General features: G+C 53.5%; 23 protein-coding genes. 12 read left to right on the top strand and 11 right to left on the bottom strand.

Annotated elements, in window-relative coordinates; genetic code table 11:
* Positions 1-2: 2 nt before the first annotated feature.
* Positions 3-728 (bottom strand): histidine utilization repressor, encoded by a 726-nt coding sequence (gene hutC / locus ABC502_RS17170; protein ID WP_345916772.1) that lies wholly within the window; start codon positions 726-728, stop codon positions 3-5.
* A gap of 123 nt (positions 729-851) precedes the next feature.
* Here hutC and hutI point away from each other — a divergent pair, with 123 nt between their 5' ends.
* The gene (gene hutI / locus ABC502_RS17165) at positions 852-2,072 is read left to right on the top strand and encodes an imidazolonepropionase (protein ID WP_345916771.1); all 1,221 of its coding nucleotides are present in this window, start codon (positions 852-854) and stop codon (positions 2,070-2,072) included.
* Entirely contained in the window at positions 2,069-3,676 is a 1,608-nt protein-coding gene (locus ABC502_RS17160; RefSeq protein ID WP_345916770.1) for a GGDEF domain-containing phosphodiesterase, read from the top strand. The genes hutI and ABC502_RS17160 overlap by 4 nt, the downstream gene beginning before the upstream one ends.
* On the opposite strand, the gene ABC502_RS17155 is transcribed toward ABC502_RS17160, so the two are convergent.
* Together ABC502_RS17155 and rraA are read right to left on the bottom strand one after the other, a co-directional pair.
* On the bottom strand, positions 3,624-4,703 hold the full coding sequence (locus tag ABC502_RS17155; protein WP_345916769.1) for a formimidoylglutamase: 1,080 nt from the start codon (positions 4,701-4,703) through the stop codon (positions 3,624-3,626). The two genes, ABC502_RS17160 and ABC502_RS17155, sit on opposite strands and share 53 nt — an antisense overlap.
* A 3-nt stretch (positions 4,704-4,706) precedes the next feature.
* Positions 4,707-5,192, bottom strand: a complete 486-nt coding sequence (gene rraA, locus ABC502_RS17150; protein WP_345916768.1) for a ribonuclease E activity regulator RraA — start codon at positions 5,190-5,192, stop codon at positions 4,707-4,709.
* A 203-nt stretch (positions 5,193-5,395) separates the two neighbouring features.
* Between rraA and ABC502_RS17145 the strand changes: the two genes are divergently transcribed.
* Entirely contained in the window at positions 5,396-7,270 is a 1,875-nt protein-coding gene (locus tag ABC502_RS17145) for a methyl-accepting chemotaxis protein (protein WP_345916767.1), read from the top strand.
* Between the two features lie 35 nt (positions 7,271-7,305).
* Positions 7,306-8,034 (top strand): transporter substrate-binding domain-containing protein, encoded by a 729-nt coding sequence (locus tag ABC502_RS17140; protein WP_345916766.1) that lies wholly within the window; start codon positions 7,306-7,308, stop codon positions 8,032-8,034.
* A 14-nt stretch (positions 8,035-8,048) separates the two neighbouring features.
* On the opposite strand, the gene ABC502_RS17135 is transcribed toward ABC502_RS17140, so the two are convergent.
* The 5 genes from ABC502_RS17135 to priA all read right to left on the bottom strand — a co-directional run bounded on the left by ABC502_RS17135 (position 8,049) and on the right by priA (position 13,187).
* Complete coding sequence (locus ABC502_RS17135; protein WP_345916765.1) at positions 8,049-8,450, bottom strand: gamma-butyrobetaine hydroxylase-like domain-containing protein; 402 nt, start codon at positions 8,448-8,450, stop codon at positions 8,049-8,051.
* Between the two features lie 2 nt (positions 8,451-8,452).
* On the bottom strand, positions 8,453-9,781 hold the full coding sequence (gene hslU, locus ABC502_RS17130; protein WP_330087423.1) for an HslU--HslV peptidase ATPase subunit: 1,329 nt from the start codon (positions 9,779-9,781) through the stop codon (positions 8,453-8,455).
* Positions 9,782-9,793: 12 nt separating this feature from the next.
* Positions 9,794-10,312 carry an ATP-dependent protease subunit HslV gene (gene hslV, locus ABC502_RS17125; RefSeq protein WP_330087424.1) on the bottom strand — a complete coding sequence of 173 codons (519 nt, stop codon included), beginning with the start codon at positions 10,310-10,312 and terminating at the stop codon, positions 9,794-9,796.
* A gap of 79 nt (positions 10,313-10,391) precedes the next feature.
* Positions 10,392-10,919 (bottom strand): SPOR domain-containing protein, encoded by a 528-nt coding sequence (locus ABC502_RS17120; RefSeq protein WP_330087425.1) that lies wholly within the window; start codon positions 10,917-10,919, stop codon positions 10,392-10,394.
* 93 nt (positions 10,920-11,012) lie between these two features.
* Positions 11,013-13,187 carry a primosomal protein N' gene (gene priA / locus ABC502_RS17115; protein WP_345916891.1) on the bottom strand — a complete coding sequence of 725 codons (2,175 nt, stop codon included), beginning with the start codon at positions 13,185-13,187 and terminating at the stop codon, positions 11,013-11,015.
* Positions 13,188-13,416: 229 nt separating this feature from the next.
* Here priA and rpmE point away from each other — a divergent pair, with 229 nt between their 5' ends.
* Entirely contained in the window at positions 13,417-13,629 is a 213-nt protein-coding gene (gene rpmE / locus ABC502_RS17110) for a 50S ribosomal protein L31 (RefSeq protein WP_330087426.1), read from the top strand.
* A 48-nt stretch (positions 13,630-13,677) separates the two neighbouring features.
* Here the strand turns inward: rpmE and ABC502_RS17105 are convergent, their stop codons facing one another.
* A complete protein-coding gene (locus ABC502_RS17105) occupies positions 13,678-14,883 on the bottom strand; it encodes a multidrug effflux MFS transporter (protein WP_345916764.1) in 1,206 nt (401 codons plus the stop codon).
* An 18-nt stretch (positions 14,884-14,901) separates the two neighbouring features.
* Positions 14,902-16,107, bottom strand: coding sequence for an ATP-dependent RNA helicase SrmB (gene srmB / locus ABC502_RS17100; RefSeq protein ID WP_345916763.1), 1,206 nt, complete (start codon positions 16,105-16,107; stop codon positions 14,902-14,904).
* A 120-nt stretch (positions 16,108-16,227) separates the two neighbouring features.
* Here srmB and ABC502_RS17095 point away from each other — a divergent pair, with 120 nt between their 5' ends.
* Positions 16,228-16,935: a methyltransferase gene (locus ABC502_RS17095; protein ID WP_345916762.1), complete on the top strand. Its 708-nt coding sequence runs from the start codon at positions 16,228-16,230 to the stop codon at positions 16,933-16,935.
* 6 nt (positions 16,936-16,941) lie between these two features.
* Here the strand turns inward: ABC502_RS17095 and fldB are convergent, their stop codons facing one another.
* Positions 16,942-17,457, bottom strand: coding sequence for a flavodoxin FldB (gene fldB, locus ABC502_RS17090; protein ID WP_330087430.1), 516 nt, complete (start codon positions 17,455-17,457; stop codon positions 16,942-16,944).
* Between the two features lie 141 nt (positions 17,458-17,598).
* Between fldB and xerD the strand changes: the two genes are divergently transcribed.
* The 6 genes from xerD to ABC502_RS17060 all read left to right on the top strand — a co-directional run.
* Positions 17,599-18,498, top strand: coding sequence for a site-specific tyrosine recombinase XerD (gene xerD, locus ABC502_RS17085; RefSeq protein WP_345916890.1), 900 nt, complete (start codon positions 17,599-17,601; stop codon positions 18,496-18,498).
* A gap of 24 nt (positions 18,499-18,522) precedes the next feature.
* Entirely contained in the window at positions 18,523-19,230 is a 708-nt protein-coding gene (dsbC, locus tag ABC502_RS17080) for a bifunctional protein-disulfide isomerase/oxidoreductase DsbC (protein ID WP_345916761.1), read from the top strand.
* A 1-nt stretch (position 19,231) separates the two neighbouring features.
* Complete coding sequence (gene recJ, locus ABC502_RS17075; RefSeq protein WP_345916760.1) at positions 19,232-20,956, top strand: single-stranded-DNA-specific exonuclease RecJ; 1,725 nt, start codon at positions 19,232-19,234, stop codon at positions 20,954-20,956.
* A gap of 83 nt (positions 20,957-21,039) precedes the next feature.
* A protein-coding gene (gene prfB, locus ABC502_RS17070) for a peptide chain release factor 2 (protein ID WP_345916759.1) occupies positions 21,040-22,138 on the top strand; the annotation gives its coding sequence in 2 pieces (ribosomal slippage) (positions 21,040-21,114 and positions 21,116-22,138; 1,098 coding nt in all).
* A 40-nt stretch (positions 22,139-22,178) separates the two neighbouring features.
* Entirely contained in the window at positions 22,179-23,696 is a 1,518-nt protein-coding gene (gene lysS, locus ABC502_RS17065) for a lysine--tRNA ligase (RefSeq protein WP_330087434.1), read from the top strand.
* 174 nt (positions 23,697-23,870) lie between these two features.
* Positions 23,871-24,462 (top strand): hypothetical protein (locus ABC502_RS17060; protein ID WP_345916758.1); only part of this gene is annotated, 592 nt, incomplete at its 3' end.

The raw sequence follows: 24,462 nt of genomic DNA, 5'->3' as shown, positions 1-24,462 counted from the left end.
CATTAGCTCCTGGTTGCGCCTGCTGGCGCGAAATTTAAATGGCCCCCGAGCCGGTAACGGCTGCCGGGGGAGGTCAGGTACGCCAGGCTGACGGCACCATCGCGGCTAAAGGTGCGACGGGTCAGACGCAGGCAGGGTTCGGGTTTTTTCAATTGCAAATGCTGGCAGGTGAAGCTATCCGGCAAGATGGCTTCCACCGTATGCTCCGCCTCGGTCAGCGGTGCCACCTGGCTTAAATACAGGTGCGGTGTGATGGCGGAAAAATCCTGCGCCATGTAATCCGGAACTTGCCGCGGATTGACGTAACGGGCTTCCAGCTGCAGCGGCTGTCGGTCTTCAAAGTGCACAATCAGTGAGAAAAACACCCGCTCGTTGTGCTTTAAACCCAGCGCCGCCGCCACGGTGGCCGGGCAGGGCAGCTCGGTCAACTGGATCAGCTCTGCCCGGTAGCTGTGACCACGGCTGTGGATTTCATCGGCAATGTTGCGAATTTCCAGCAAGGAGGATTGCGATTTCAGTGCCGCAACAAAGCTGCCCACACCCTGGGTACGGTACAAAATGCCTTGCTCGGTCAGCTCTTGCAGCGCGCGGCGGGCGGTCATCCGGCTCACCGCAAACTGCTCGGCCAGCTCGTTCTCGGACGGCACCCGGCTGTGTTCGGGCCAGGCACCGATTTCGATCTGGGTCAGCATAAAATCTTTGATTTCAGCAAATTTGGCAACGGCCATGCGCTGGCGATCCCTTGGTGGCAACGGTTGCTAATAAAAATAGCTGATCTTGGTTGTATATACAAGTTTTTGCGGTACACTATTTTTATTAAAACAGCACTTAATTGATCCCGGAGTAGCTTAATGACTGAATTTGATGCGGTTTGGCTCAATGCCAATCTGGCCACCATGCAAGCCGGCAGCGAACCCTATGGCGCCATCACCGATGGTGCTATTGCTGTGAAAGATGGCCGCATTGCCTGGCTGGGCCCGAAAAGCGAACTTCCCGCCTTTGATGCGCTTAGTACCCCTTTGTACGATGTGCAGGGGCAGTGGCTTCTGCCGGGGCTGATCGATTGCCATACCCATTTGGTCTATGGCGGCAACCGGGCCAATGAGTTTGAACTGCGGCTGCAAGGGGCCAGCTATGAGGCCATTGCCAAAGCCGGGGGCGGTATTCGCTCCACCGTTAAAGCCACCCGCGAGGCCAGTGCCGAGCAGCTGTTTGTGCTAGGCAAAGACCGGCTCAATGCCTTGCTGTCGCAAGGGGTAACCGAAGTGGAAATTAAATCCGGCTACGGGCTGGACTTGGCCAGCGAGCAAAAAATGCTGCAGGTAGCGCGTGAGCTGGCGGTCCATCATCCCATTCGTATCCATACCACCTTTTTAGGGGCTCATGCCTTGCCGCCGGAATTTAGTGACAGCGATGCCTACATCGATTACCTGTGCCAGACCATGTTGCCCGAGCTGCACCGACAGCAGCTGGTCGATGCGGTCGATGTGTTTTGCGAAGGCATCGGCTTTAGCGTTGAGCAAAGCCACCGGCTGTTTGAAACCGCCACAGCGCTGGGATTGCCGGTCAAAGCCCATGCCGAGCAGTTGTCCAACCTGGGTGGCAGTGCACTGGTGGCCGAGTTTGGCGGCCTGTCGGCCGATCACATCGAGTATCTGGACGAAGCCGGTGTGCAGGCGATGGCCAAAGCCGGCACCGTGGCAGTGCTGCTGCCGGGTGCTTTTTACTTTTTAAAAGAAACCAAAAAGCCGCCGATTGAGCTGCTGCGCCGCTACCAGGTGCCGATGGCGGTTGCCACCGATCTTAACCCAGGCACCTCGCCGCTGTGCAATCTGCCGCTGATGCTGAATATGGCCTGTACCTTCTTTGCGCTAACCCCGGAAGAAGCTTTGCTTGGTGTGACCCGTCATGCCGCGACAGCGCTGGGTATCCGTGATGCCGGAACTTTGGCGGTTGGCAACAAAGCCAACTTTGGCTGTTATGCCATCAGCCAGCCGGCGGAGTTGGTGTATCAGCAGGGGGTAAATCCTTTGCGACAATTGGTTGTTGCCGGGCGTCAGCTACAGATTTGACCTTTACTTTACAATCCAGACAAAGTCGTTATGCTAAGCCAATACCTGATGCTGAGTTATCCCAAATGCGCTATCTGAGTCTCTTGTGCCTGGGGGCATGTCCTTATTTTGTCTGGGCCGCTGATGACAGTTTCTCTGCCTGGCTGCCCTGGTGGCCATTGCTGCTGGTACTACCGATTGTGGTGCTGTTATGGCAGAACCGAAGGCTGCAGCAACAACTGGCCAGGTCAGCGGAGTCCCCGTTGCGCGTGCATCAGCTTTTGCACGATGAAATCACAGGTTTTCCTAACAAAGAATTATTGCGCCAGCAATTGACCACCGTGTTTCAACAGCAAGCTGATAAGCATTGTGCTCTTTTGTTGTTCAAAGTGACTCAGTTTGAGGCCATCAATGAAGCGCTGGGTTATCGAAACAGCAACTTACTGCTGATGCAACTGGCCCACCGCATTAATGAGCAATTGCATGCACAGGAGGCTTTGCTTTGCCTGGAGCTGCGGGAGCAAAAAGCCATCCGGCTGTGTCATCTTGGTGGTGTCGATTTTGTAGCCTGGGCGGATATTTCAAGGTCCCCTTATTTGGCAGAGCAATTAGCAAGGCAAGTGGAGCAGCATGTTGTGCAGCCGCTATTGCTGCAAAGTAGTGCGATGAGCTATCAGGTATGCACCGGGATTGCCTACTTTCCGGAGCACGGAGGGCAACTGAATGAATTATTGGAGCGGGCTTATCTGGCGTTGCAACACCACCGCTGGCATACCCCAGATAATGCGGTATTTGATCCTGGTCTGCTGACATACACCGATGACAAATTACGCTTTATGGCCGAGTTGCGCCAGGGCATCGAACAGCAGCAGTTGGCGCTCTATGTTCAACCACAAATGGATCTAAAGCAAGGAACCTTAGAGGCTGCTGAGGTGTTGGTTCGCTGGCAACATCCAAGGCTTGGCCAGTTAGCGCCGGATGATTTTTTGGAGACTGCCGAACAGCTTGGGGTTATTTATTCACTGACACAATGGGTGTTGCAGCAATCCATCCAAAGCCTGGCAGAGCTGCAGGCAGAGTTTCCAGCGATGAAGCTGGCAGTGAATTTATCCAGCAAAGATCTGTTGCAGGATGAGTTGGTGGATTTTATTCAAGCCTTATTGCTGCAACACCAGGTCAGGCCGGCTAGCCTGGTGCTTGAACTGACCGAGCGAGCTCTGACACATGAACCCGTGCAGGCAATTACCATGTTGTTGCGTTTGCAGCAGTTGGGTGTTGAGTTGGCGCTGGATGATTTTGGTACCGGTTTTTCTTCCCTGTTTCATTTACGGCAGTTGCCAATCAGCCATGTGAAGATTGACTGCAGCTTTATCAACGACCTGCATAAAAGCGATACCCATATTGCCATTACCGGGGCTATTATCGATATTGCCAGAAACCTTGGTTTGGGGGTGGTTGCTGAAGGGATTGAGGAGAAACAGGTTGAACAAAAGCTGTTGACGATGGGTTGCACCAGAGGCCAGGGTTTTTACTACTCCCGGCCTTTTGAGCTAAAAGGGCTGGCTCCCTGGCTTAAACAGTGGCAGAAGTCGTCTGGTCCGGTAGGTTCGCCCGCGCCTGAATAAAGGCATAACACAAGGTGGCCAGTACCTGGCCCGTATGCAGCATGCCAGCTTCGATGCCGGCAGGGTGTCTGGCAGGTGCTGCTTCAGCCAGGTGCACATAGCGACAGCGTGGTAATTGAGCCAGTTGATAGACATAGTGCTCGGCGGCCTGTACCGAAAGCCCGCTGCTGGTAAAAGCGCTGACAGGCATGCCTTCAATGCTGTCGGTATCCAGCTCAATACCAATGGCACCTTCGGAGTTGGCCACAAAGTCGATGCACTGATCCACGGCCTCAGGCCAGGAGATCTCATGTCGCGGGCTGAGCTTTTGCAGGCTGATAAACTCTGCTTCTGCCTGCTGCAGAGCATCCAGGCTGGCTTGATTGTTCTTTAGTTCATGCAGGCCTAAGACAAAGTACTTATCCAGTAATTGCTCTGTTTTCGCATAGCTAAAGCCATTGCCGCTGTGACGACCTTCCTGCGGGCGGAAATCTGCATGAGGGTCCAGATTGGCACAGCTGACAGGCAAAGCTGTTTGCTTGGCCAGTGCTTTTATAATAGGGTAGGCATTGTTATGGCCGCCGCCAATGATCAGAACATCAAAACCTGCGGCAAAGAGCGGCAGTATGGCTTGCTCTACTTGTTGGTCCAACTCTGCGCACAGCTGTCGCAGTTGTTGCAATTGCGCTGGGTTCGTGGCATCCAGCTCACGGCTTTGCCGCAACAGCTTGCTACAATCCACTTCGCCAGCCAGCAGGATTGGGCCTGCCGCTTGGGTAAAGGCATTGGCTTGCAAGTTAAGCCAGCAGTGTAAAAAGGCTTGCCAGCCCAGCTCTGCTCCCCCCTGACCGAGGTTGGCTCTTGGGCCTATGTCTTCCGGGATCCCTAGTAGGGCAAAGCGGGCACCTTTGGCCCTGGCTTGCTGCAAAGCTTCGGCGATTGGCAGTGCCGGGTCTGGCAGCAGGACACTTTGACCCTGGCGTTGTTCTGCTGGTCTGGTTTTAAACCAGGCATTCAGTTGCTCGGTGGTGTAACGCAGCAGTGCCATGGCTTATTCAATATCCAATGGATCGGGAGACAGGATAATGCCGGTATTGTCGGCGTAGAGGTGATCATCGGGTAAAAAGGTAACACCGGCAAAATTCACCGGCACATCCAGTTCGCCGAAGCCTTTGTCATCAGCCCCAACCGGGATGGCATTGATGGCCTGAACGCCGACATCGAAATCCTCCAGTGCATCCACATCCCGCACACAGCCATAGCAGACAATGCCTTCCCAGCCCTGGCTGTTAGCCAGCGACACCAGCTCGGCATCCAGCAAAGCACGGCGGCTGGAGCCTCCACCATCAATAAGCAATACCATGCCTACACCTGGTTCAGCCAGTACCTGACGAATAAGGCCATTGTCTTCAAAGCACTTGATGGTGCGTACCCGGCCACCAAAGGAGCGGCGGCCACCGTAGTTGCTGAAAATAGGCTCTACCACATCAATTGAGTCGGCGTAGAGATCGGATAATTCAGAAGTATTGTATTCCATGGGTGGCTCCGGATGAACAGCGCGGGTAACCCATAGTATAACTGGCCTGTGTGACAGCTCAAGCGCTTATCTGCGCTATCAGGAAGTTAAGTAGGGTACTTGGTATCTGGCAGGATTTTTTTCTGCTATTCTCGCGCACCTTTTCCAGGCACTGACTATGCTTGTTAATGCATTCAAAAACCTTCGCTTGTTAGGAGAGCAGTATGTTCAGACAATTTAGTATCAAACAACGGCTGATGGCTAATGGTATTGCGTTACTGCTTGCCATGTTGGTGATGCTGTGGCTACTGTTTTACCAAAGCAGTCAGTTAACCAGTCTGGCTCAGGCGCAGGAAAGTGTGCAGCGGCTCAATACCGATGTATTGATGTTTCGACGCCATGAAAAGGATTTCTTGTTGCGATTTGAAAGCCGTTACCTGGAGCGCATGCAGCAGCATTATAGCGGTACGCAGCAATTAGTCGGCAGCCTGGATGCCAACCTGCAGCAGCATGGCATTGATCGTCGCCCTTTGCAGGAGTTCAGTCAATTGACCGAGCGCTACCAGCAAAGCTTTGCAGCTTTGGTGCAGCAATATCAGCGCATGGGGCTGACACCAGAGCAGGGGTTGCAGGGGGAGTTGCGTCAGGCCGCCCAGCAGATTGAACAACTGGTGCAGCGGCGTGGCGATGATCGTCTGATGGCGCAATTGCTGTTGTTGCGTCGCCATGAGAAGGATTTCCTGTTACGACGTGATGCGGATTATTACCAGCGTTTCGGCCGTGAAGTACAAACTCTGCAGCGCGCTATTCAGACTGATATGGTCGATGCTGCAGGCGGCCAGCAAATGCAGCAGTTGCTATCGGCTTACCAGTTGGCTTTTTCCAATCTGGTTTCGGCTTACCAGCAGGCCGGGTTGGATCAGAACTCTGGCTTACAAGGAGAAATGCGGCGGGCGATTCAGGCTACTGAGCAAAGTTTGCAGCAACTATCCGAGGCCACCGGTCAAGCCATCAGCCGTGCCGTAGATCGTACCCAATGGCTGGCTTTAAGCTTTTTTGTGTTGGTACTCGTACTGGCGTTGTCTCTGGTATTTGCAACCAGCCGCAGCATTTTGCAACCCATACTGGCTGTGTGTCAGACGGTGGGGTTGATTCGGCGCGACAATGATTTCCGACAGCGCATTCAGGTGGAAGGCAAGGATGAAATGACCCAGCTGGCCAATGATGTCAATGGCATGATTGGTGACTTTCAGGATCTGGTGAATAATGTCAACCAGGCCCTGGAGATGCTGGATACCGCGACCCAGCAACTGGCCAAATCGACCAATGAAACCAGCGATGGCATGCAGCTGCAGCAGCAGGAAAGCGATATGGTGGCAACGGCTGTCACCGAAATGGGCGCCACCATCAATGAAATTGCCGGCAATACCGAAAGCACGGCCAGTCGGGCCAGCAGCACCAACGACAACGCTCAGCATGGTCAGCAGGAGGTCGAAAAAACAGTGGCCGGTATTCAGCAGTTATCCGCTGAATTACAGGATGCTACCCAGGTGGTCGAAGCGCTGGAGCAAGACAGCCAAACCATTGGATCGGTGCTGGATGTGATCCGCGGCATCGCCGAGCAGACCAATTTGCTGGCACTGAATGCTGCGATTGAAGCAGCACGTGCTGGTGAACAGGGCCGGGGCTTTGCGGTGGTGGCGGACGAGGTTCGCAACCTGGCGATGCGGACGCAGGAATCGACCCGGCAGATTGAACAGATTATTGGGGGGTTGCAGGGGCGGACCAAAGACATTGTCCAGGTGATGTTGCATTGTAGGGAGCAGGGGCTGGCCAGTGCTGACCAAGCGCAGTTGGCCCGGCAGTTGCTGGAGCAAATCACCGAAGATGTCAGTGGTATTATGGACATGACCACGCAGATAGCGGCGGCCATCGAAGAGCAAAGCCAGGTTGCTGCCGAAGTGAACCAGAATGTGGTGAAAATTCGTGATATCTCGGTGCAGTCCTATCAGCATGCGCAGCACAATGCAGAGGTCAGTGATGAAGTGGCGGTGCAGGCAGCCCGCTTGCATCAGACGGTGGATCGCTTTAAGGCCTGAGGTGACAAGGTAAGGTGTGGCAGAGGGGGAGAGGCATGCAGCTGTTGTTGGGAGCCGCACTTATGCTGGCAGCGAATGCTGTACCAACAGAGCCGTTAACGGCCGTCACCACTCCGATGGGTAGCTACCAGACCATGGTCGATGGGGAAGTGGCCGGCAGCAATACGCTTTGGGTGCGGCAACTGCTTAATGAAGCAGGTTTGGATGCAGACTTTGTTATCTACCCCTGGGCCAGGGCCTATCAACTGGCACGAACCGAGCCCAATGTGCTGATCTACGCCATGGCCCGCCTGCCCGAGCGTGAAAGCCAGTTTCACTGGATTGGCCCTATCGCCAACTTTGAGCTGGCAGTACTGGTAAAAACAGAACAACAGGCGGCACTCAAACAGCAGTTACTTCAGGGGGGCCGTATGAGTTTGGCGGTGCCGCGTGATCATGCTGCGGTGCCGTTGCTCAAGGCGATGCCTGAAGCTGGCCAATTGGATCTGTTTTTCACGGCCACTACCGACGAGGCCTTTCAGCTATTGGTGCATAAACGGGTGGATGCGGTGGTCGAAAACCCGGCATTACTGACTGAGTTGCTAGAGCCTTATCAGTTGCCTGGTGATACTTTGCAGCTGTTATGGCTATTGCCTGTATCAGGTGCTGCCGCTTACCTGGCTGCCAGTAAAACAACCGATCCCCATCTAGTGGAGCGGTTGCAACAGGCCTGGCAGCGTTTGCATGGTGTTTCGCAACCGATGCCGCGCGAGCGGCCAGAATGACACTGCTAGTGGATTTAGTCCCTGTGGGGTGGGGCTGAAGCATCAATAAAGCGAATGGGCACATTATCTTGCTGTGCTTTGGCTGTCGCCAACCGCTGCTGATACTGCTGCCATAGCCTTGCTTGCTCTGTTACCAGTTGGTGCAGGTAGGCCCACCGATAAATTCCGGCTTGATGGCCATCATCAAAGCAAATTCGTACTCCGTAATGACCACTCGGCTCCAGCCGTTCGATGCCTACCGCTTGCTTATTTACTACCAATACCGGTTTGCCATGGCCTTGTACTTCGGCCGAGGGGGAATGCACCCGTAAAAACTCGGCCGAAAGGGTGGCACTGCTGCCATCGGCAAAATGCAGCTCCAATTGCTTGCTGCGTCTGTGATAATGCAGCTTGCGGACCACAGCAGCTTTGGTCATGATTACAGAATAAAGCGACTTAAGTCTTCGTCCTGCACCAATGCATCCAGATGTTTATCCACATAAGCTGCATCGACCAACACGCTCTGACCGGCATGATCAGCCGCTTCATAGGAGATTTCATCCAGCAAACGCTCCATCACGGTATAAAGACGACGGGCACCGATGTTTTCGGTTTTTTCATTGACATGAAAAGCCGCATCAGCCAGCTTGCGAATGCCATCTTTGGTAAATTCCAGCTTGACCCCTTCGGTCGCCAGCATGGCAATGCTCTGCTCGGTTAGCGAAGCCTTGGGCTCGGTCAATACCCGTTCGAAATCGTCGGCGGTAAGCGCGGATAACTCGACCCGGATGGGCAAGCGGCCCTGCAGCTCTGGTACCAAATCCGACGGCTTACTCATCTGGAAAGCACCCGAAGCGATAAACAGAATATGATCGGTTTTGATCATGCCGTGCTTGGTGTTGACGGTACAGCCTTCAATCAATGGCAGTAAGTCACGTTGCACCCCTTCGCGGGAGACATCCGGGCCGCCGGTATTTTCCCGCTTACAGATTTTGTCCACCTCATCCAAAAACACAATGCCGTTTTGCTCTACCAGTTCAATGGCTTGCAGTTTCAGCTCTTCTGGATTGACCAGGCGGCTGGCTTCTTCTTCTACCAGCAGTTTAAAGGCATCTTTGATTTTTAGTTTACGCTTTTTCTTACGCTCGCTGCCGAGGTTCTGAAACATGCTTTGCAACTGCGAGGTCATTTCTTCCATGCCAGGCGGGGTCATAATTTCGATACCGATTTGCTGCTGAGCGATGTCAATATCGATTTCTTTATCATCCAATTGGCCTTCGCGCAGCTTTTTGCGAAACACCTGACGGGTGTTGCTGTTTTCTGCCGGCTGCTCGTCTTGCCAGTTATCACGGGCGCGTGGCAACAGAGCATCCAAAATACGCTCTTCGGCCGCTTCTTCCGCCCGGTACTGGTTCTTGGCAATTTCCTGCTCGCGCAGCATTTTTACCGCACTGTCGGCCAGATCGCGGATAATGCTTTCCACATCTTTGCCGACATAGCCCACCTCGGTGAACTTGGTGGCTTCGACCTTGATAAAAGGCGCATTGGCCAGCTTGGCCAAACGCCGGGCAATTTCGGTTTTACCCACCCCGGTCGGGCCTATCATTAGAATATTTTTCGGCGTGACTTCCTGGCGCAGGGCTTCAGGCAGCTGCATCCGGCGCCAGCGGTTTCGCAGCGCAATGGCCACGGCTCGCTTGGCCTGGTGTTGGCCGATGATGTGCCGATCCAGCTCGTGCACAATTTCTCTGGGTGTCATATCGGACATAAGGTAACCTGCTTATAACTGTTCAATGGTGTGGTGCTGGTTGGTAAATACGCAAATATTGCCAGCGATGGTCAGACTTTTCTCGACAATGTCCTTGGCGGCCAGCTCGGTATTTTCCAGCAAAGCGGTGGCTGCAGCCTGCGCAAAAGGGCCGCCGCTGCCGATGGCAATCAGATCATGCTCCGGTTGGATCACATCGCCGTTGCCGGTGATGATGAGTGATGCGGTGGTATCAGCTACTGCAAGTAATGCTTCTAAGCGTCTTAGCATGCGATCAGTACGCCAGTCTTTTGCCAGTTCCACTGCAGCTCGCATCAGATGGCCCTGATGCATTTCCAGCTTGGCTTCAAAACGCTCAAATAAGGTAAAAGCGTCGGCAGTGCCACCGGCAAAGCCAGCCAGTACCTTGTCGTGATACAGGCGGCGTACTTTGCGGGCGTTGCCTTTCATTACGGTATTGCCGAGAGAAACCTGGCCATCGCCGCCCAGTGCGACCAGGCCATTACGGCGGACAGAAACTATGGTAGTCATGAGGAGCCCTTATGGCATTTTCGATGAAAGCTATCTGAGGGCTCCGTCAGCGCTTTTCAAGGGGAGACTGATGACGCAGTTAGTTCCAATTCCAGATCTGGCAGCTGTTGATGCCATTACGGCGCAGCCGGTTACGATCAGACTCGGCCTGACGGCGGCTGTCGTATGGGCCGAGCACTACCCGATACCAGACACCATTGCTGCCTTCAGTGCGGCGGATGCTGGAAGAAAAACCAGCAAAAGCAATCTGTGCCCGCATCGCATCGGCTTGTTCTTCACTGCGAAAGGAGGCGCATTGCATCTGGAAAGGCCCGCGCGATTCGAGCTCACGTACTTCCACCACCACTTCGCGGTTTTCCAGCTCCCGAATGTACTGGTACGGTTCTTCTGTCGGGCGCTCAGGTAGCTCATCTTTCACTGCCACAGGAGGCTGAGGCTTGGTGGTTACCGGCTCTTGCTGGTTGATGGTCCAGAGAAACCAGCCAAAAATAAGCACCAACCCGGCCGTAACCGACAGCACCAGCCAGGGAAAAGGCGCTTTTGCGGGCGCTTTTTTGCGGGGTTTGGCTTTGGGGCGGGCGGTTTTTACATAATCATGTTTTGGCATGGTGGGCCTGGTACTCCAACATCGAATCAATGGCTATTCTAGCGGTTTAGGGGACAGCAGTGCAATCGACACTCGAACACATCTTGGGGCTAGTCAGGACAAATCCACAGGATCTACATCCAGTTGCCAGCGCAGCTTGCGGGTCAGTGGCCAGCTTTGACTGGCGGCAATCAGCTGATTAAGCAATTGGTGCAGGCCAGCGCGGCTGGCACTGTAGCAATGCAGTTGCCAGCGGTATTTGCCGGCTTTGCGTTCCAGCGGTGCCCGAATTGGACCCAGCAGCTGTACTTTGGGCGCCTCTGTTTGCGCCAGTTCAACCAACTGTTGCAACCATTGCCTGGGGGCGTCGTCCTGATGCGATTCGGCGCGAAACAGCGCCAGATACTGATAGGGGGGCAGCAGGGTTTGCTGGCGCTCTTTTAAAGCCAGCCGGGCAAAGGAGTCGTAGCCGTTGTGAATGATATCCTGCAAAATACCATGGTCCGGATAACGGCTTTGCAGCAGCACTTTGCCGGCATGCTGCGCCCTGCCAGCTCGACCAGCCACCTGGGTGATCAATTGCGCCAGTTGCTCCGGTGCCCGAAAGTCGCTGCTAAACAGAGCGCCATCGACATCGACAATCACCACCAAAGTGACTTTGGGAAAATGATGGCCTTTGGCCAGCATCTGGGTACCGACGATTAATTGTGGTCCGCCTGCGGTGATGTGCTGCAGTGCTTCGACCAGGCTGCCTTTGCGCCGTGTGCTGTCGCGATCCAGCCGTACTACCGGAACCTCCGGAAACATCGGTTGCAACTGGGCTTCCAGTTGCTCGGTACCCTGACCAAGCGGCACCAGCCGGGTGCTGCCGCAATGGCCGCATTGCCGGGGCACCGGCCGGCTGCTGCCGCAATGATGGCAATTGAGCTGGCGATCCTGCTTGTGCCAGGTCATGCTGGCATCGCAGCGCTGGCAATCGGCGACCCAGCCGCATTCATCGCACGATAAAGCCGGGGCAAAACCGCGCCGGTTTAAAAACAGCATCACCTGAAAGCCTTGCTGCAAGGTGTGCTTTATTTGTTGGATGCTGCTATCGGCCAGACCAAATTGCACTGCTTGCTGTTGTAAATTAACCAGTTCCAGTGTTGGCAATTGCTGGCCACTGGCTCTGCTGCTAAGTGTCAGCAGTTGAAAGCGCTTGTGCAGAGCATTGTACAGACTTTCCAGGCTGGGAGTGGCTGAGCCCAGTACTACCGGGCATTGCTCCAAAGCAGCTCTTTTTACCGCCAGATCACGGGCATGGTAGCGAAAGCCGTCCTGCTGTTTTAGCGAGGCATCATGCTCTTCATCGATTACGATCAGGCCAAGGCTGGCAAAGCGTAAAAACAGCGCCGAGCGGGTGCCAATCACAATAGCGGCACTGCCGGTGGCGGCTTGTTGCCAGCAGGCCAGGCGTTCGGTATCCGTTAGCCCGGAATGCCAGCTAAGCACCGGTACCTGAAAACGATCGGCAAAACGAGCCAGCGTTTGCGGGGTTAATCCTATCTCTGGCACCAGCACCAGCACCTGTTTCCCCTCTGCCAGCAAAGGGGCGATGCTTTGCAAATACACTTCGGTTTTGCCAGAGCCGGTAATACCTTCCAGCAAGAATGGCTGAAAACGACCCTGCGCCTGCACAATCGCAGATACTGCCAGCGCCTGATCGGTGGTTAGTTTTAAACCTGCTTGGGTACTGGTGACTGCAGGGTAAGGAGAAAAAGGTACCTCGATGGCGGCTACCAGTTGTTTTTGCAGCAGTGCTCGCAGTGCCGGCCGCTGCTCGGAGGTGATGCTATCAGCCGCTAATCCCCCTTGCCGCAGTTGCTGCCACAGAGCCAATTGTTTGGGCGCTCGCTGTAAATCTGTCTCGGTGACAGCCTGACCTGCCTGGGTAAGTTGGTAATGCAACGACTGATAGCCAGGCAGTGGCTTGCCCTCCCGCAGCAAAGCAGGGATGGCAGAGATCAGCACCTCTCCCAGCGGGTGATGGTAGTAATCGGCGGCAAAAGACAGCAACCGACACAGCTGCCCGGACAGCACAGGGCTGTCATCCAGCACTGCAACTATGGATTTTAAGGCGTCTTCAGCAAAAGCATCTGCTGGTTGCAGTTGCCAGACAATTCCTACCAATTCTCGTTTGCCAAAAGGCACTAAAACCCGACAACCCACCTGCACTTCGATACCGACAGGCAACCGATAATCAAAGGATTGACGCAAGGGGACTGGCAAAGCAACCCGGATCACTGACACTGGCACGGCTACCCGTTGAGTGTGGCCCTGGGCCACCGATTCGTAATACGGCTAGTGTATCGACTGGCACCATGGCTTCGCAACCGAAAAAGCATGTTGAATCGTACCTCTGCTGCTTGCAAGGCCAGAGTAGATCGAATAAACTACGCGCCCTAATTGAACTGTAACCGCGTATGGTGCCCGGCGTTTAGCGACCAGGTGGCGATACGGCCTTAAACTGAGGTAACCCATGAAGCCAGGAATTCACCCAGAATACCAAGAAATTACTGCAACCTGTACTTGCGGTAACTCTTTCAAAACCCGTTCAGCCTTGTGCAAAGACATCCACCTGGACGTCTGCTCTGCCTGCCACCCATTCTACACCGGCAAGCAAAAAGTACTGGACGTTGGTGGTCGTGTTGATCGCTTCAAAAAGCGTTTCAGCATGGTGGGCAAGCGTTAATTACGCCTGCTCTCTACAAAAAAAGCACCTTCGGGTGCTTTTTTTGTTTCATCGAAATGCTTTCTGCTTATGCCATTGGCTGAGTAGGATGCACAGGACACCCAGCCACATCAGCACAGAAAACGGCAAAGCCGTCCCTGTATAAGTAAGAGCCAGTAAAGGGCCGGCCAAAGCACCTGAACCGAAGCGTAAGGTGCCTATCACTGCCGTGGCTGTTCCGGTATGTTCGGGAAACCGCATTAGAATCATCGCATCGGCGTTGGTGGCAATTAAACCAAGGCTGGCCATTAAAGGACCTATCGTAAGTACGGTAAACCAAAGGGATAAGTGCAAGGCATTAAAGAGTACCAGCAAGCTGGCACTGCTCAGAGCCAGTATTACGCCCAGTTTTAGCATGCGCTCAGGTCCGGTCCGGCTGACTAAGCGGCTGTTCAGTAAGTTGGCCAGCATCAACAACAACACATTAAAAGCAAACAGCAAGGCAAACCAGAGCTCATTGACACCAAAATATTCGATGTACACCAAAGGTACGGCAGTCAGGAAGCAGAAAAAGGCAAATGAACTGAACATCGAGGTGGCAATGTCGGGTCTGGCGGCTTTAAGCGAAAGCACCGTTTTATAGCCATGCAGGAATTGCAGCCTGGCAGCAGTTTCTGCCGGCTTGCTCTGGTTTATATTGGGCAGGTAACGCCAGCAAATTAATAACATGATTGCAGCGTAGAGTGCCAGACTGACAAAAATCATTTGCCAGCTACTGAACCACATTACCAGGCTGCCAAGAGCAGGTGCCAGCAAAGGTGCCAGCATCATGGTCATGGCGACATACGACATGCCCTTGGCGGTATGCTCTTGGTACAGGTAGCGAATAATACCTGGCACAACCACGGTTGCCGCGGCACCACTAAAGGCCTGGATCGCCCGCCAAAACAGGAAGACTTCAATGGAGTTGGTTTGGCTAAGCATTACGCTGGCCAGGGCAAAGCCTGCTAAGCCACTTAATGCCAGTTTGCGGCGACCAAGGCTATCGGCCAGTGGACCGGTAATCAACATCCCTAGTGCATAAAAAACCAAAAATATGCTCAGTGATTGTTGCACCATACCGATCGGAGCGCCCATGCCCTCTGCCATGGTAGGCATGGCCGGCAAGTACATGTCGATGGCCAGGGGAGTGGTGGCAAATAGCGCGGCCAGCAAGGCAACCAGTGCCAGGGATGGGGTGGCTGCCTTGCTGGCTGATGTGGTCTGACTATGCATAAGCAGGTGGAAAGATCCTTACTTCTTTTTGGCTTTTTTCTTGGCGGCTGGCTTTTTCTTTTTTACCGGTACCTTGGCTTCTTTGTGCTTTGGCCTTAGGCCTTCGATAAAGCGGCGTTTCAGTTTTTGCTCGGTGTAGCGTTCAATTTTGCTGAGAATCGCCATATCGTGTGCTTCGACCAGCGAGATGGCGGTGCCTTTTTTGCCGGCCCGACCGGTGCGGCCAATGCGGTGCACATAGATATCGGCGGTGCGTGGCATATCGTAGTTGATCACATGACTGATGTCGTCAATATCCAGGCCGCGGGCCGCCACATCGGTAGCGATCAGCACCGGAGACTGGCCTTGTCGAAAGCGGAAGATGGCTTGCTGGCGTTTATCCAGTGGCATATCGCCTTGCAGCCAGCAATTGCGAATACCAGCGGTTTGCAGCTGGCCGGTCAGTTGTGCCAACCGCTCTTTGGTTTTAACAAAGACAATGGCTTTGTGTACCTCATCTTGCTTTAGCAGATGTGTCAGCAACGCCAGCTTATGGTTCAGATCATCGGCCAGGTGGATCCACTGGGTAATTTTACCGCGCTCACGCCGGGGCGGCTCAGCTTCAATCCGTTCTGGTTCATGCAACGAGTGGCCGGCAAAACGCTCCAGATTGGCACCTTCCAGCGTGGCAGAGAACAACATGGTTTGTTTGCGCTGACGGGCTTCCAGCACAATGCGGTTCATTTCGCCAATAAAGCCCATATCCAGCATGCGGTCAGCTTCATCCAGGATCAGCAGCTCAATATGCTCGGCCTGGAATTTTTCTTTATCCAGGTATTCGATCAGGCGCCCTGGGGTGGCTACCAGTAAATCGTTGTTCTTAGTCAGCACATCGGTATGGCTGTCGTAATGGCTGCCTCCGGTGATCACACCAGCATTGAGCTCGGTAAACTGGATCAGTCGCTGGATCTCCTGATGCACCTGATACGCCAGTTCCCGGGTCGGTGTCATAATCAATACCCGGGCAAAGCCAGGTGCGCGGCGCGGGAAATCCAGCAGGTATTGAATCGCTGGCACTAAAAACGCCAGCGTTTTGCCGGTGCCTGTTGGGGCACACGCCAGGATATCACGCGCTTCCAGTGCATAGGGCAACACCAGTTGCTGGATCTGGGTGGCTTGCTTAAAGCCGCATTTTTGCAACGCCCGGCCTAAGGCCGGGTGCAGATCGAACTCATCAAATTGCATGCACTACTCTCTTGGTATAAACCGCCGGGCTCTTGTTATAAACCGCTGGGCTTTTGCCGTAACAACGCCGGGCGGATGACAAGGTGGCTGCCGCCAGATACACTTGGCCCCGGAGGGATTATGGCAGCAGGTTTTCAATGTAAACAGTTTTTCATCGGCCATCAGCACTGTGCGATGAAAGTGGGCACCGATGCTTTTTTGCTGGGTGCCTGGGTCCGTATTCCCGCCAGCGGCAACCTGTTGGATATTGGTTGCGGCAGTGGCATTCTTAGCCTGATGCTGGCACAGCGCAGCCAGGGCCTGCAGCCTATTACTGCATTGGATCTGGATGCCGGTGCCGTGCGGCAAAGCCGTATGAATGTGGCAGCCAGCCCCTGGCGATCAGCCATACAAGTGCTGGAACAGGATATTCTAACCTATCAGCCGGCGGAGCGTTACTCTTTGCTGCTGTGCAATCCACCTTATTTTCATCAGGCCGTGCCTGCACGGGATGCTGCCCGCCAGCTGGCACGGCATAGTGATAGCCTGCCCTGGCCACAGTTGTTGCAACAGGCGGCGCAATTGGCCAGTGATGATGCAGATTTTGCGCTGGTGATCCCGGATAGCAGTGTGTCGTTGTTGCTGCAGGCAGCCACGCTGGCGGGCTGGCAGCTAAAACGACTTTGCCGGGTGCAACCAGGCCCACAGAAAGCCGTGCGCCGTGCTTTGCTGCAGCTCAGCCGGCAACCGGCTGTCCCGGAGTACAGCCAGTTGTGTATCCAACAGAGCGATGGCCAGTATAGTGGGGACTACCGGCAACTGTTAAAAGACTTTTACCTGAAATTTTAGGTGTTGTTACAGCGCTGCCAGCTCAGCCAGCAACTGATCAACCCATTGCTGTAGGCGGGCATCCGTTAGCTCGTACTGGTTTTCATCATCCAGTGCCAGGCCATAAAACCACTGACCATCCTCGGTCAGTGCTTTAGATGCTTCGAATTCATAGCCCTGATTGGGCCATAGCCCAATACGGTCACAGCGATTGTGGCTAATGGCGTGGTGCAGCATGCCCAGCGCATCCTGAAACCATTCGGTGTAGCCGATTTGATCGCCCATGCCATAAAGCGCAATGACTTTGTCGTTCAGATCCAACTCAGCGATATCGGCCCAACAAGCCTCCCAGTCTTCCTGCAGTTCACCAAAGTCCCAGGTAGAAATACCCAGGATAAGAATGTCGTAATCCTGCATTCGGCTCAGAGGGGTATCTTTCAGGTTGTGCAGTGCCACCAGCTCAGGCCCCAGCAGTTGCTGAATTTTCTCTGCTACCATTTCGGTATAACAGGTGGTGGAACCATAAAACAGACCAATCTGCATTAGTCGTGTACTCCGCATCGCTCTGGAAAGGCTAAGTTTACCAAAAGCGGCTTGTTGGCAAAAGTAAGGCGAAGGCTTTGTGTCCGATCCCGTTCGCGGTACACTAGCAGCCCGATGAATTTGACCGTGAAAGAGCAGAGTGTGTCGGCAGCTGAGCACCCGTTGATTGAAACTTTTTTGCAGCAACTCTGGCTGGAGTCTGCGGCGAGCAGGCATACGTTAAGCGCTTATGGCAGTGATTTACGCAAATTTGCCAGTTTTTTGGCACAGAGTGACTTGGGTCATGATCTGTTGCAGGTGCAACCGCAGGCGATTGAGTCTTACCTGGCACAGTTGCAAGATGAAAACTACAGTGCACGCAGCACCGCCAGGCGACTGAGTGCACTGCGCCGTTTTTATGGCTGGCTGCAGCAGAGTGGCCAAAGGGCAGATCATCCGCTTAGCCAAACGCTCAACCCTAAGCTTGGGCGCAACTTGCCAAAAAGCTTGTCGGAAAGTGAGGTGGAGGCTTTACTGGCTGCGCCTGATCTGACAACTACCATAGGATTGCGTGATAAAGCCATGCTGGAAGTCTTGTATGCCGCTGGCCTTCGGGTGAGTGAGTTGGTTGGATTGACCCTGCGGCAACTGAATTTACGCCAGGGGGTCTTGCTGGTGCAGGGCAAAGGCCGCAAAGAGCGGCTGGTACCCATAGGTGAAGAAGCGATGGACTGGCTGCAGCATTATTTAACCGATGCCCGGCCAGAGCTGCTTAACCAGCCGGTTGAGGTGTTGTTTCCGAGTAGCCGGGGCCAGATGATGACCCGGCAGACCTTCTGGCATCGTATCAAGTTTTACGCTAAGGTAGCGGGCATTCAAAGCGCGCTGTCACCGCACACCTTGCGGCATGCTTTTGCGACCCATTTATTGAACCATGGCGCTGATTTGCGGGTTGTGCAAATGCTGCTTGGACACAGCGATTTGTCCAGCACCCAGATTTATACCCATATAGCGCAGGCCCGCTTGAAGGGACTGCATCAACAACATCACCCTCGGGGTTAACCAAAGTAGAGTAAAGGATTCATCATGCTTCGACTGACAACATTAATGGCTGCACTTGGTTTATGGGCTGGTTCGGCGCTGGCGGAAAGTACAACTGCCTTCGACGAAGCCAACATTAACCGCCAATTAGGCCAGCTGGGTTTGCAGGTTGACTCGATGACAGCATCGCCAGTTACTGGCCTGGTGCAGGTGTTTACCAATCGCGGGCTGTTTTTTGTCAGCAACGACGGCAATTTCTTTTTTGAAGGCAACCTGTTCGATATTCAAAATCGTGAACTGGTGAATGAGCAACAAATGCGGCCATTCCGCCAGCAGCAACTAGACAAGCACAGCGATTACATTGAGTACAAAGCCAAAGACGAGCGCCATGTGGTGACGGTATTTACCGATCCAAGCTGTGGCTATTGCCGTCGTTTGCATCAGGAAATTGCTGATTACAACAAAGCCGGCATCACAGTACGTTACCTGGCATTCCCTCGTGGTGGTTTGGCATCCGATACCGGCAAAGATCTGGCTGCTATTTGGTGCTCGCGCGATAAAAACAGTGCCATGGATGATGCCAAAGCAGGGCGTTCAGTTCGTGCCATTGAGTGCCGTAACCCGGTGGCGAATCACTACCAACTGGGGCAGGCTTTTGGTGTGACTGGCACCCCGGCCATTGTGTTACCAAGTGGCCAGATGATCCCTGGTTATCAACCGGCTGCTGCACTGATTCAACAACTGACCAATTGATATGATGACCAAGCAGCTTCGTCAGCGCAGCGTACCTGGTGCCACCCTGGCTGGTGATTTGCACCCAGTGTTGCAGCGCTTGTACCTAAGCCGCGGCATACGCGATATCAAAGAGTTGAATCGTGCTGCTGCTGACTTGCTGCCATGGCAGCAACTAAAAGGCATGGATGCGGCCACCCAGCTGTTGATCACAGCATTGCAAAGCCAGCAGCATATTGTGATTGTTGGAGACTTTGATGCCGATGGTGCCACCAGTACCGCAGTGCTGATGGCCGGCTTGAAAGCCTTTGGTTTTAAATACCTGGAATACCTGGTACCCAATCGCTTTGAGTACGGCTATGGCTTAAGCCCGGAAATAGCCGAACTTGCGGTAGCTCAGGGGGCAGAGCTGATTATTACTGTTGATAATGGCATCTCTGCTGTCGATGGGGTGGCGGTTGCTAAGGCGGCTGGTGTCAAGGTACTGGTCACAGATCATCATCTGGCGGGCAGTGAGTTACCAGCGGCCGATGCGATAGTGAATCCAAACCAGCCGGGTTGTGACTTTCCAAGTAAAGCCCTGGCCGGGGTTGGGGTTGCTTTTTATTTATTGCTGGCGTTACGTGCCTGTTTGCGTGAGCAGCAGTATTTTCAGCAAAAAGCACTCAAAGAGCCCAACCTGGCGGAGTTGCTGGATTTGGTCGCGCTGGGTACTGTCGCCGATGTGGTACCGCTGGATAGCAACAACCGTATTTTAGTGCATCAGGGGCTGCAGCGGATCCGCTCTGGACGTTGCCGGCCAGGTATTCAGGCCCTGATAGATGTGGCGAACCGCACGGCCAGCCGGCTGACAGCCAGCGACTTTGGCTTTGCGTTGGCACCGCGGCTTAATGCTGCTGGCCGATTGGATGATATGTCGCTTGGTATCAGTTGCCTGTTGGCACCAGAACTTGGGCCAGCACGAGAGTTGGCTGCCCGGCTGGATGAGCTTAATGTGGAGCGGCGGGCCATTGAGCAAAGCATGCAACTGGAAGCGCAGCAGTTTTTGCGGCAGTTATCCTTGCAACAAGCTGAGTTGCCTGCTTGTTTGTGCTTGTACCAGGCCGACTGGCATCAGGGCGTGATTGGCATCCTGGCAGGTCGCATCAAAGAGCAGTACCATCGCCCTGTGGTGGTGTTTGCCGAGGGCGATGGCGGCGAGCTAAAAGGCTCGGCCCGCTCCATTCCTGGTTTGCATATCCGTGATATGCTTGAAGCCATTGCCAGCCAGTATCCGGGGTTACTGAAAAAATTTGGCGGTCATGCGATGGCTGCGGGGCTTACCATCGATGCTGAGCGACTGGATACTTTTCAGTTAGCACTTAATTACGTGGCAAGTCGTTGGATCAGTGACGAGCTATTGCAGGCCGAGCTGCTCACCGACGGTGAGTTACCGCAAGATTGTCTGGCATTGGAGTTTGCTGAGCTACTGCAGCAAGCGGGCCCCTGGGGGCAGGCTTTCCCAGAGCCGGTATTTGAAGGCGAGTTTCGCCTGCTGCAACAAAAAGTGCTGGCTGATAAACATCTCAAATTGATGCTGCAGCACAGTTCGGGGCAATTGCTGGATGCCATCTGGTTTAATGCCGACCGCAACAACTGGCCGGATGTGAATGTGCAGCAGGTGCGGCTGGCCTATCAACTGGATGTGAACGAATTTCGCCAACAACAAAACCTGCAATTGCTGGTGCGGCATATGATGGCCGTATAAACGGCGAAAACTACTGCCCTTGGCGTGGAAATTTGCTACAATCCACGCCAATTTTTTTGTCGCCGTAGCAAGGTTCAGATCCCATGTTTGAAGTTAACCCAGTCCACCAGAGTATCAAAGACGTTACCGAGCGCACTGCTGTGCTTCGGGGGTATCTTTGACTACGATAGCAAGCAAGAACGCCTGGAAGAAGTAAGCCGCGAACTGGAAGATCCTGCCATCTGGAATGAGCCGGAAAAAGCGCAGGCATTGGGTAAAGAGCGCTCGGCATTGGAGCAGGTGGTTGGCACCATCCAGAAGCTGGAGCAGGGCGTGCAGGATGTGGCTGGCCTGGTAGAGCTGGCGGTAGAAGCCGACGACGAAGATACTTTTGAAGAAGCCAAAACTGAGCTGGCGGAGCTGGTGCAACAGTTGGAGTTACTCGAGTTTCGCCGGATGTTCTCTGGCAAACACGATGCCTCCGACTGCTATCTGGATATTCAGTCGGGTTCGGGTGGCACCGAAGCGCAAGACTGGGCCAGCATGTTGATGCGGATGTATCTGCGCTGGGGTGAAGACAAAGGCTTTAACCCTGAGCTTTACGAAGTCACCGATGGTGATGTGGCTGGTATCAAAGGCTGCACCATCAAGTTCAGTGGTGAATACGCCTATGGCTGGTTGCGCACTGAAACCGGTGTGCACCGGCTGGTGCGCAAAAGTCCGTTCGACTCCGGCAATCGCCGTCATACTTCCTTTGCTTCGGTGTTTGTGGCACCGGAAATTGACGATGATATTGAAATTGAAATCAATCCGGCCGATTTACGTATTGATACCTACCGCGCCTCCGGCGCTGGTGGTCAGCACGTTAACCGGACTGATTCAGCCATTCGGATCACTCACTTACCGACCAATACGGTGGTACAGTGCCAAAGCGACCGCTCGCAGCACAAAAACCGTGACAATGCTTTCAAGCAATTGCGCGCCAAGTTGTATGAGCTGGAGCTGCAAAAACAAAATGCCGAGAAGCAGGCGCTGGAAGACAGCAAGTCCGATATTGGCTGGGGCAGTCAGATCCGCTCTTACGTGCTGGATGACTCCCGTATCAAAGATCTACGTACCGGCGTTGAGACCCGCAATACCCAGGCGGTGTTAGACGGCAATCTGGATAAGTTTATTGAAGCCAGCTTAAAAGCCGGCTTATAAGTCACCAAACGCTCTTACTTACAACACTCAGGAATCAAACATGGCCGAACAGCAGAACCAAGATAACGAAATTCAGGACGTTAACAAGCTGATTGCTGAGCGAAAACATAAATTAGCGGCGCTGCGCGAAGACGGTTTTCTATTCCCGAACGATTTTCGACGCGACAGTATTTCCAGTGATGTGATTGCCAAGTATGGCCACCTGAGCAAGGAAGAGCTGGAAGAACAGAAGATCACCGTCAGTCTGGGTGGGCGCATTATGACCCGGCGCATTATGGGCAAAGCCAGCTTTACCACCATTGCCGATATGGGCGGTAAAATTCAACTCTATGTAGCCCGGGACAGCCTGCCGGAAGGCGTGTACAACGAGCAATTTAAAAAGTGGGATCTGGGCGATATTATCGGTGCCAGTGGCCATTTATTTAAAACCCAGACCGGTGAATTAACGGTCTGGCTGACGGATATCCGCCTGCTGACCAAAGCCCTGCGGCCCTTGCCAGATAAATTCCACGGCTTAACCGATAATGAAGCGCGCTATCGCCAGCGTTATCTGGACTTAATTTCCAACGAGCAATCGCGTAAAACTTTCCTGGTACGCAGCAAAACCGTGGCCTATATCCGTCGTTTTTTCAATGATGAAGGCTTTTTAGAAGTCGAAACGCCAATGCTGCAAGGCATTCCAGGCGGCGCCTCGGCGCGCCCCTTTGAAACCCACCACAATGCACTGGATATGCAAATGTTTTTGCGGATAGCGCCCGAGCTGTATTTAAAGCGGCTGGTGGTTGGTGGTTTTGAAAAAGTTTTTGAGCTCAATCGTAACTTCCGCAACGAAGGGGTCTCGACCCGCCATAACCCGGAATTCACCATGCTGGAGTTTTACTGGGCGTATGCGGATTACAACGACTTAATGGACTTAACGGAGAAGTTATTCCGTGGTTTGGCGCTGGAAGTACTGGGCAGTACCGAAGTGCCGTATCAGGGTGAAGTCTTTGATTTTGGTAAGCCCTTTGCCCGGATGTCGGTGACCGAGTCCATTTTGCACTTCAACCCGACAGTAACCAAAGAGCAACTGGCTACGCGTGAAGCAGTGGCTGAACTGGCGAAAAGCCTGGGTATTGACGTCAAAGCCAACTACGGCCATGGCCGTATCCTGATGGAGGTATTTGACGAGCTGGTAGAAACCAAGCTGCGTCATCCTACCTTTATTACCGAGTACCCAGCAGAGGTATCACCACTGGCTCGTCGTAACGACCATAACCCTGAGATTACCGACCGCTTCGAGTTCTTTATCGGTGGCCGCGAACTGGGGAATGGCTTTAGCGAGCTAAACGATGCTGAAGATCAGGCCGAGCGTTTCCTTGAGCAGGTGAAGCAAAAAGATGCCGGTGATGATGAAGCCATGTTCTACGACGAGGACTTCGTGACTGCGCTGGAGCACGGCTTGCCGCCTACGGCTGGCCAGGGCATAGGCATCGATCGTTTGGTAATGCTGTTGGCCGATGCGCCATCCATTCGGGATGTGATTCTGTTTCCGCATATGCGGCCAGAAGCCAAATAAGCGAATTGTACGTACAAGAAAGCCCGGCTGGATTTCCAGCCGGGCTTTTTTTACACCTATTGTAACGCTGAAAAGTATATTCATTAAATCTTCATTTAATTTTGCAACGTTTAAATTGCAATTTGTTCTTGTAATTGGTACTTTCTACTGAATTTGATCAGGGAAGGTATCGCTATGTTGATTCGTACGCTGCTGTTTTGCTTGTTAACCTTATGGCATCTGCTGGGCAGCTTTGCTGTTCAGGCCAGCGCGCCGCTTTATCACTGCAATGTTATTGACTTCAATGGCCCAGAAGCTGGGTATGGGCATCATTATCCTCTAACCGAAATATATATGGGAGATGGTGAGCCTCATGAGGATGTAGATCTAGATGTGGTGTTTAATTACTTCAGGGAGTTCTTTGATCGCAGTAAACAAGTGACGGTTTTATCGGGTAATAATCTGGCCGAGGTGATAGCGCAGTGTACTGATTTTGTCGAGCAGAATGACCAGTTTGTTGTGTATAACGGATGGTGCGAGCTGACCGATATGCACGGTAATTATTACTCCGGAACCGTGAGTACCTTGCCAGGGGTAAGTCGGTTTCAAAGGCGTGATGAGGGCTCTCAGTTCGACGTCTATGACCTGACCGACATGCCATGGGAAATGGTGTATTGGCATTATATTGCCTGTGATATACCTATTATGAATACGCCTATTCAGGTTTTTCCACTACCTTTTGTGATCACCTACGACGATAAAGATGAATGCGAACCAGGCTGCCCGA

Source organism: Alkalimonas sp. NCh-2 (genome assembly GCF_039631345.1).
GTDB classification, from domain to species: domain Bacteria; phylum Pseudomonadota; class Gammaproteobacteria; order Enterobacterales; family Alteromonadaceae; genus Alkalimonas; species Alkalimonas mucilaginosa.
The sequence above is the reverse complement of the archived record's forward strand: the minus strand, read 5'-3'. Positions and strand labels throughout refer to the sequence as shown.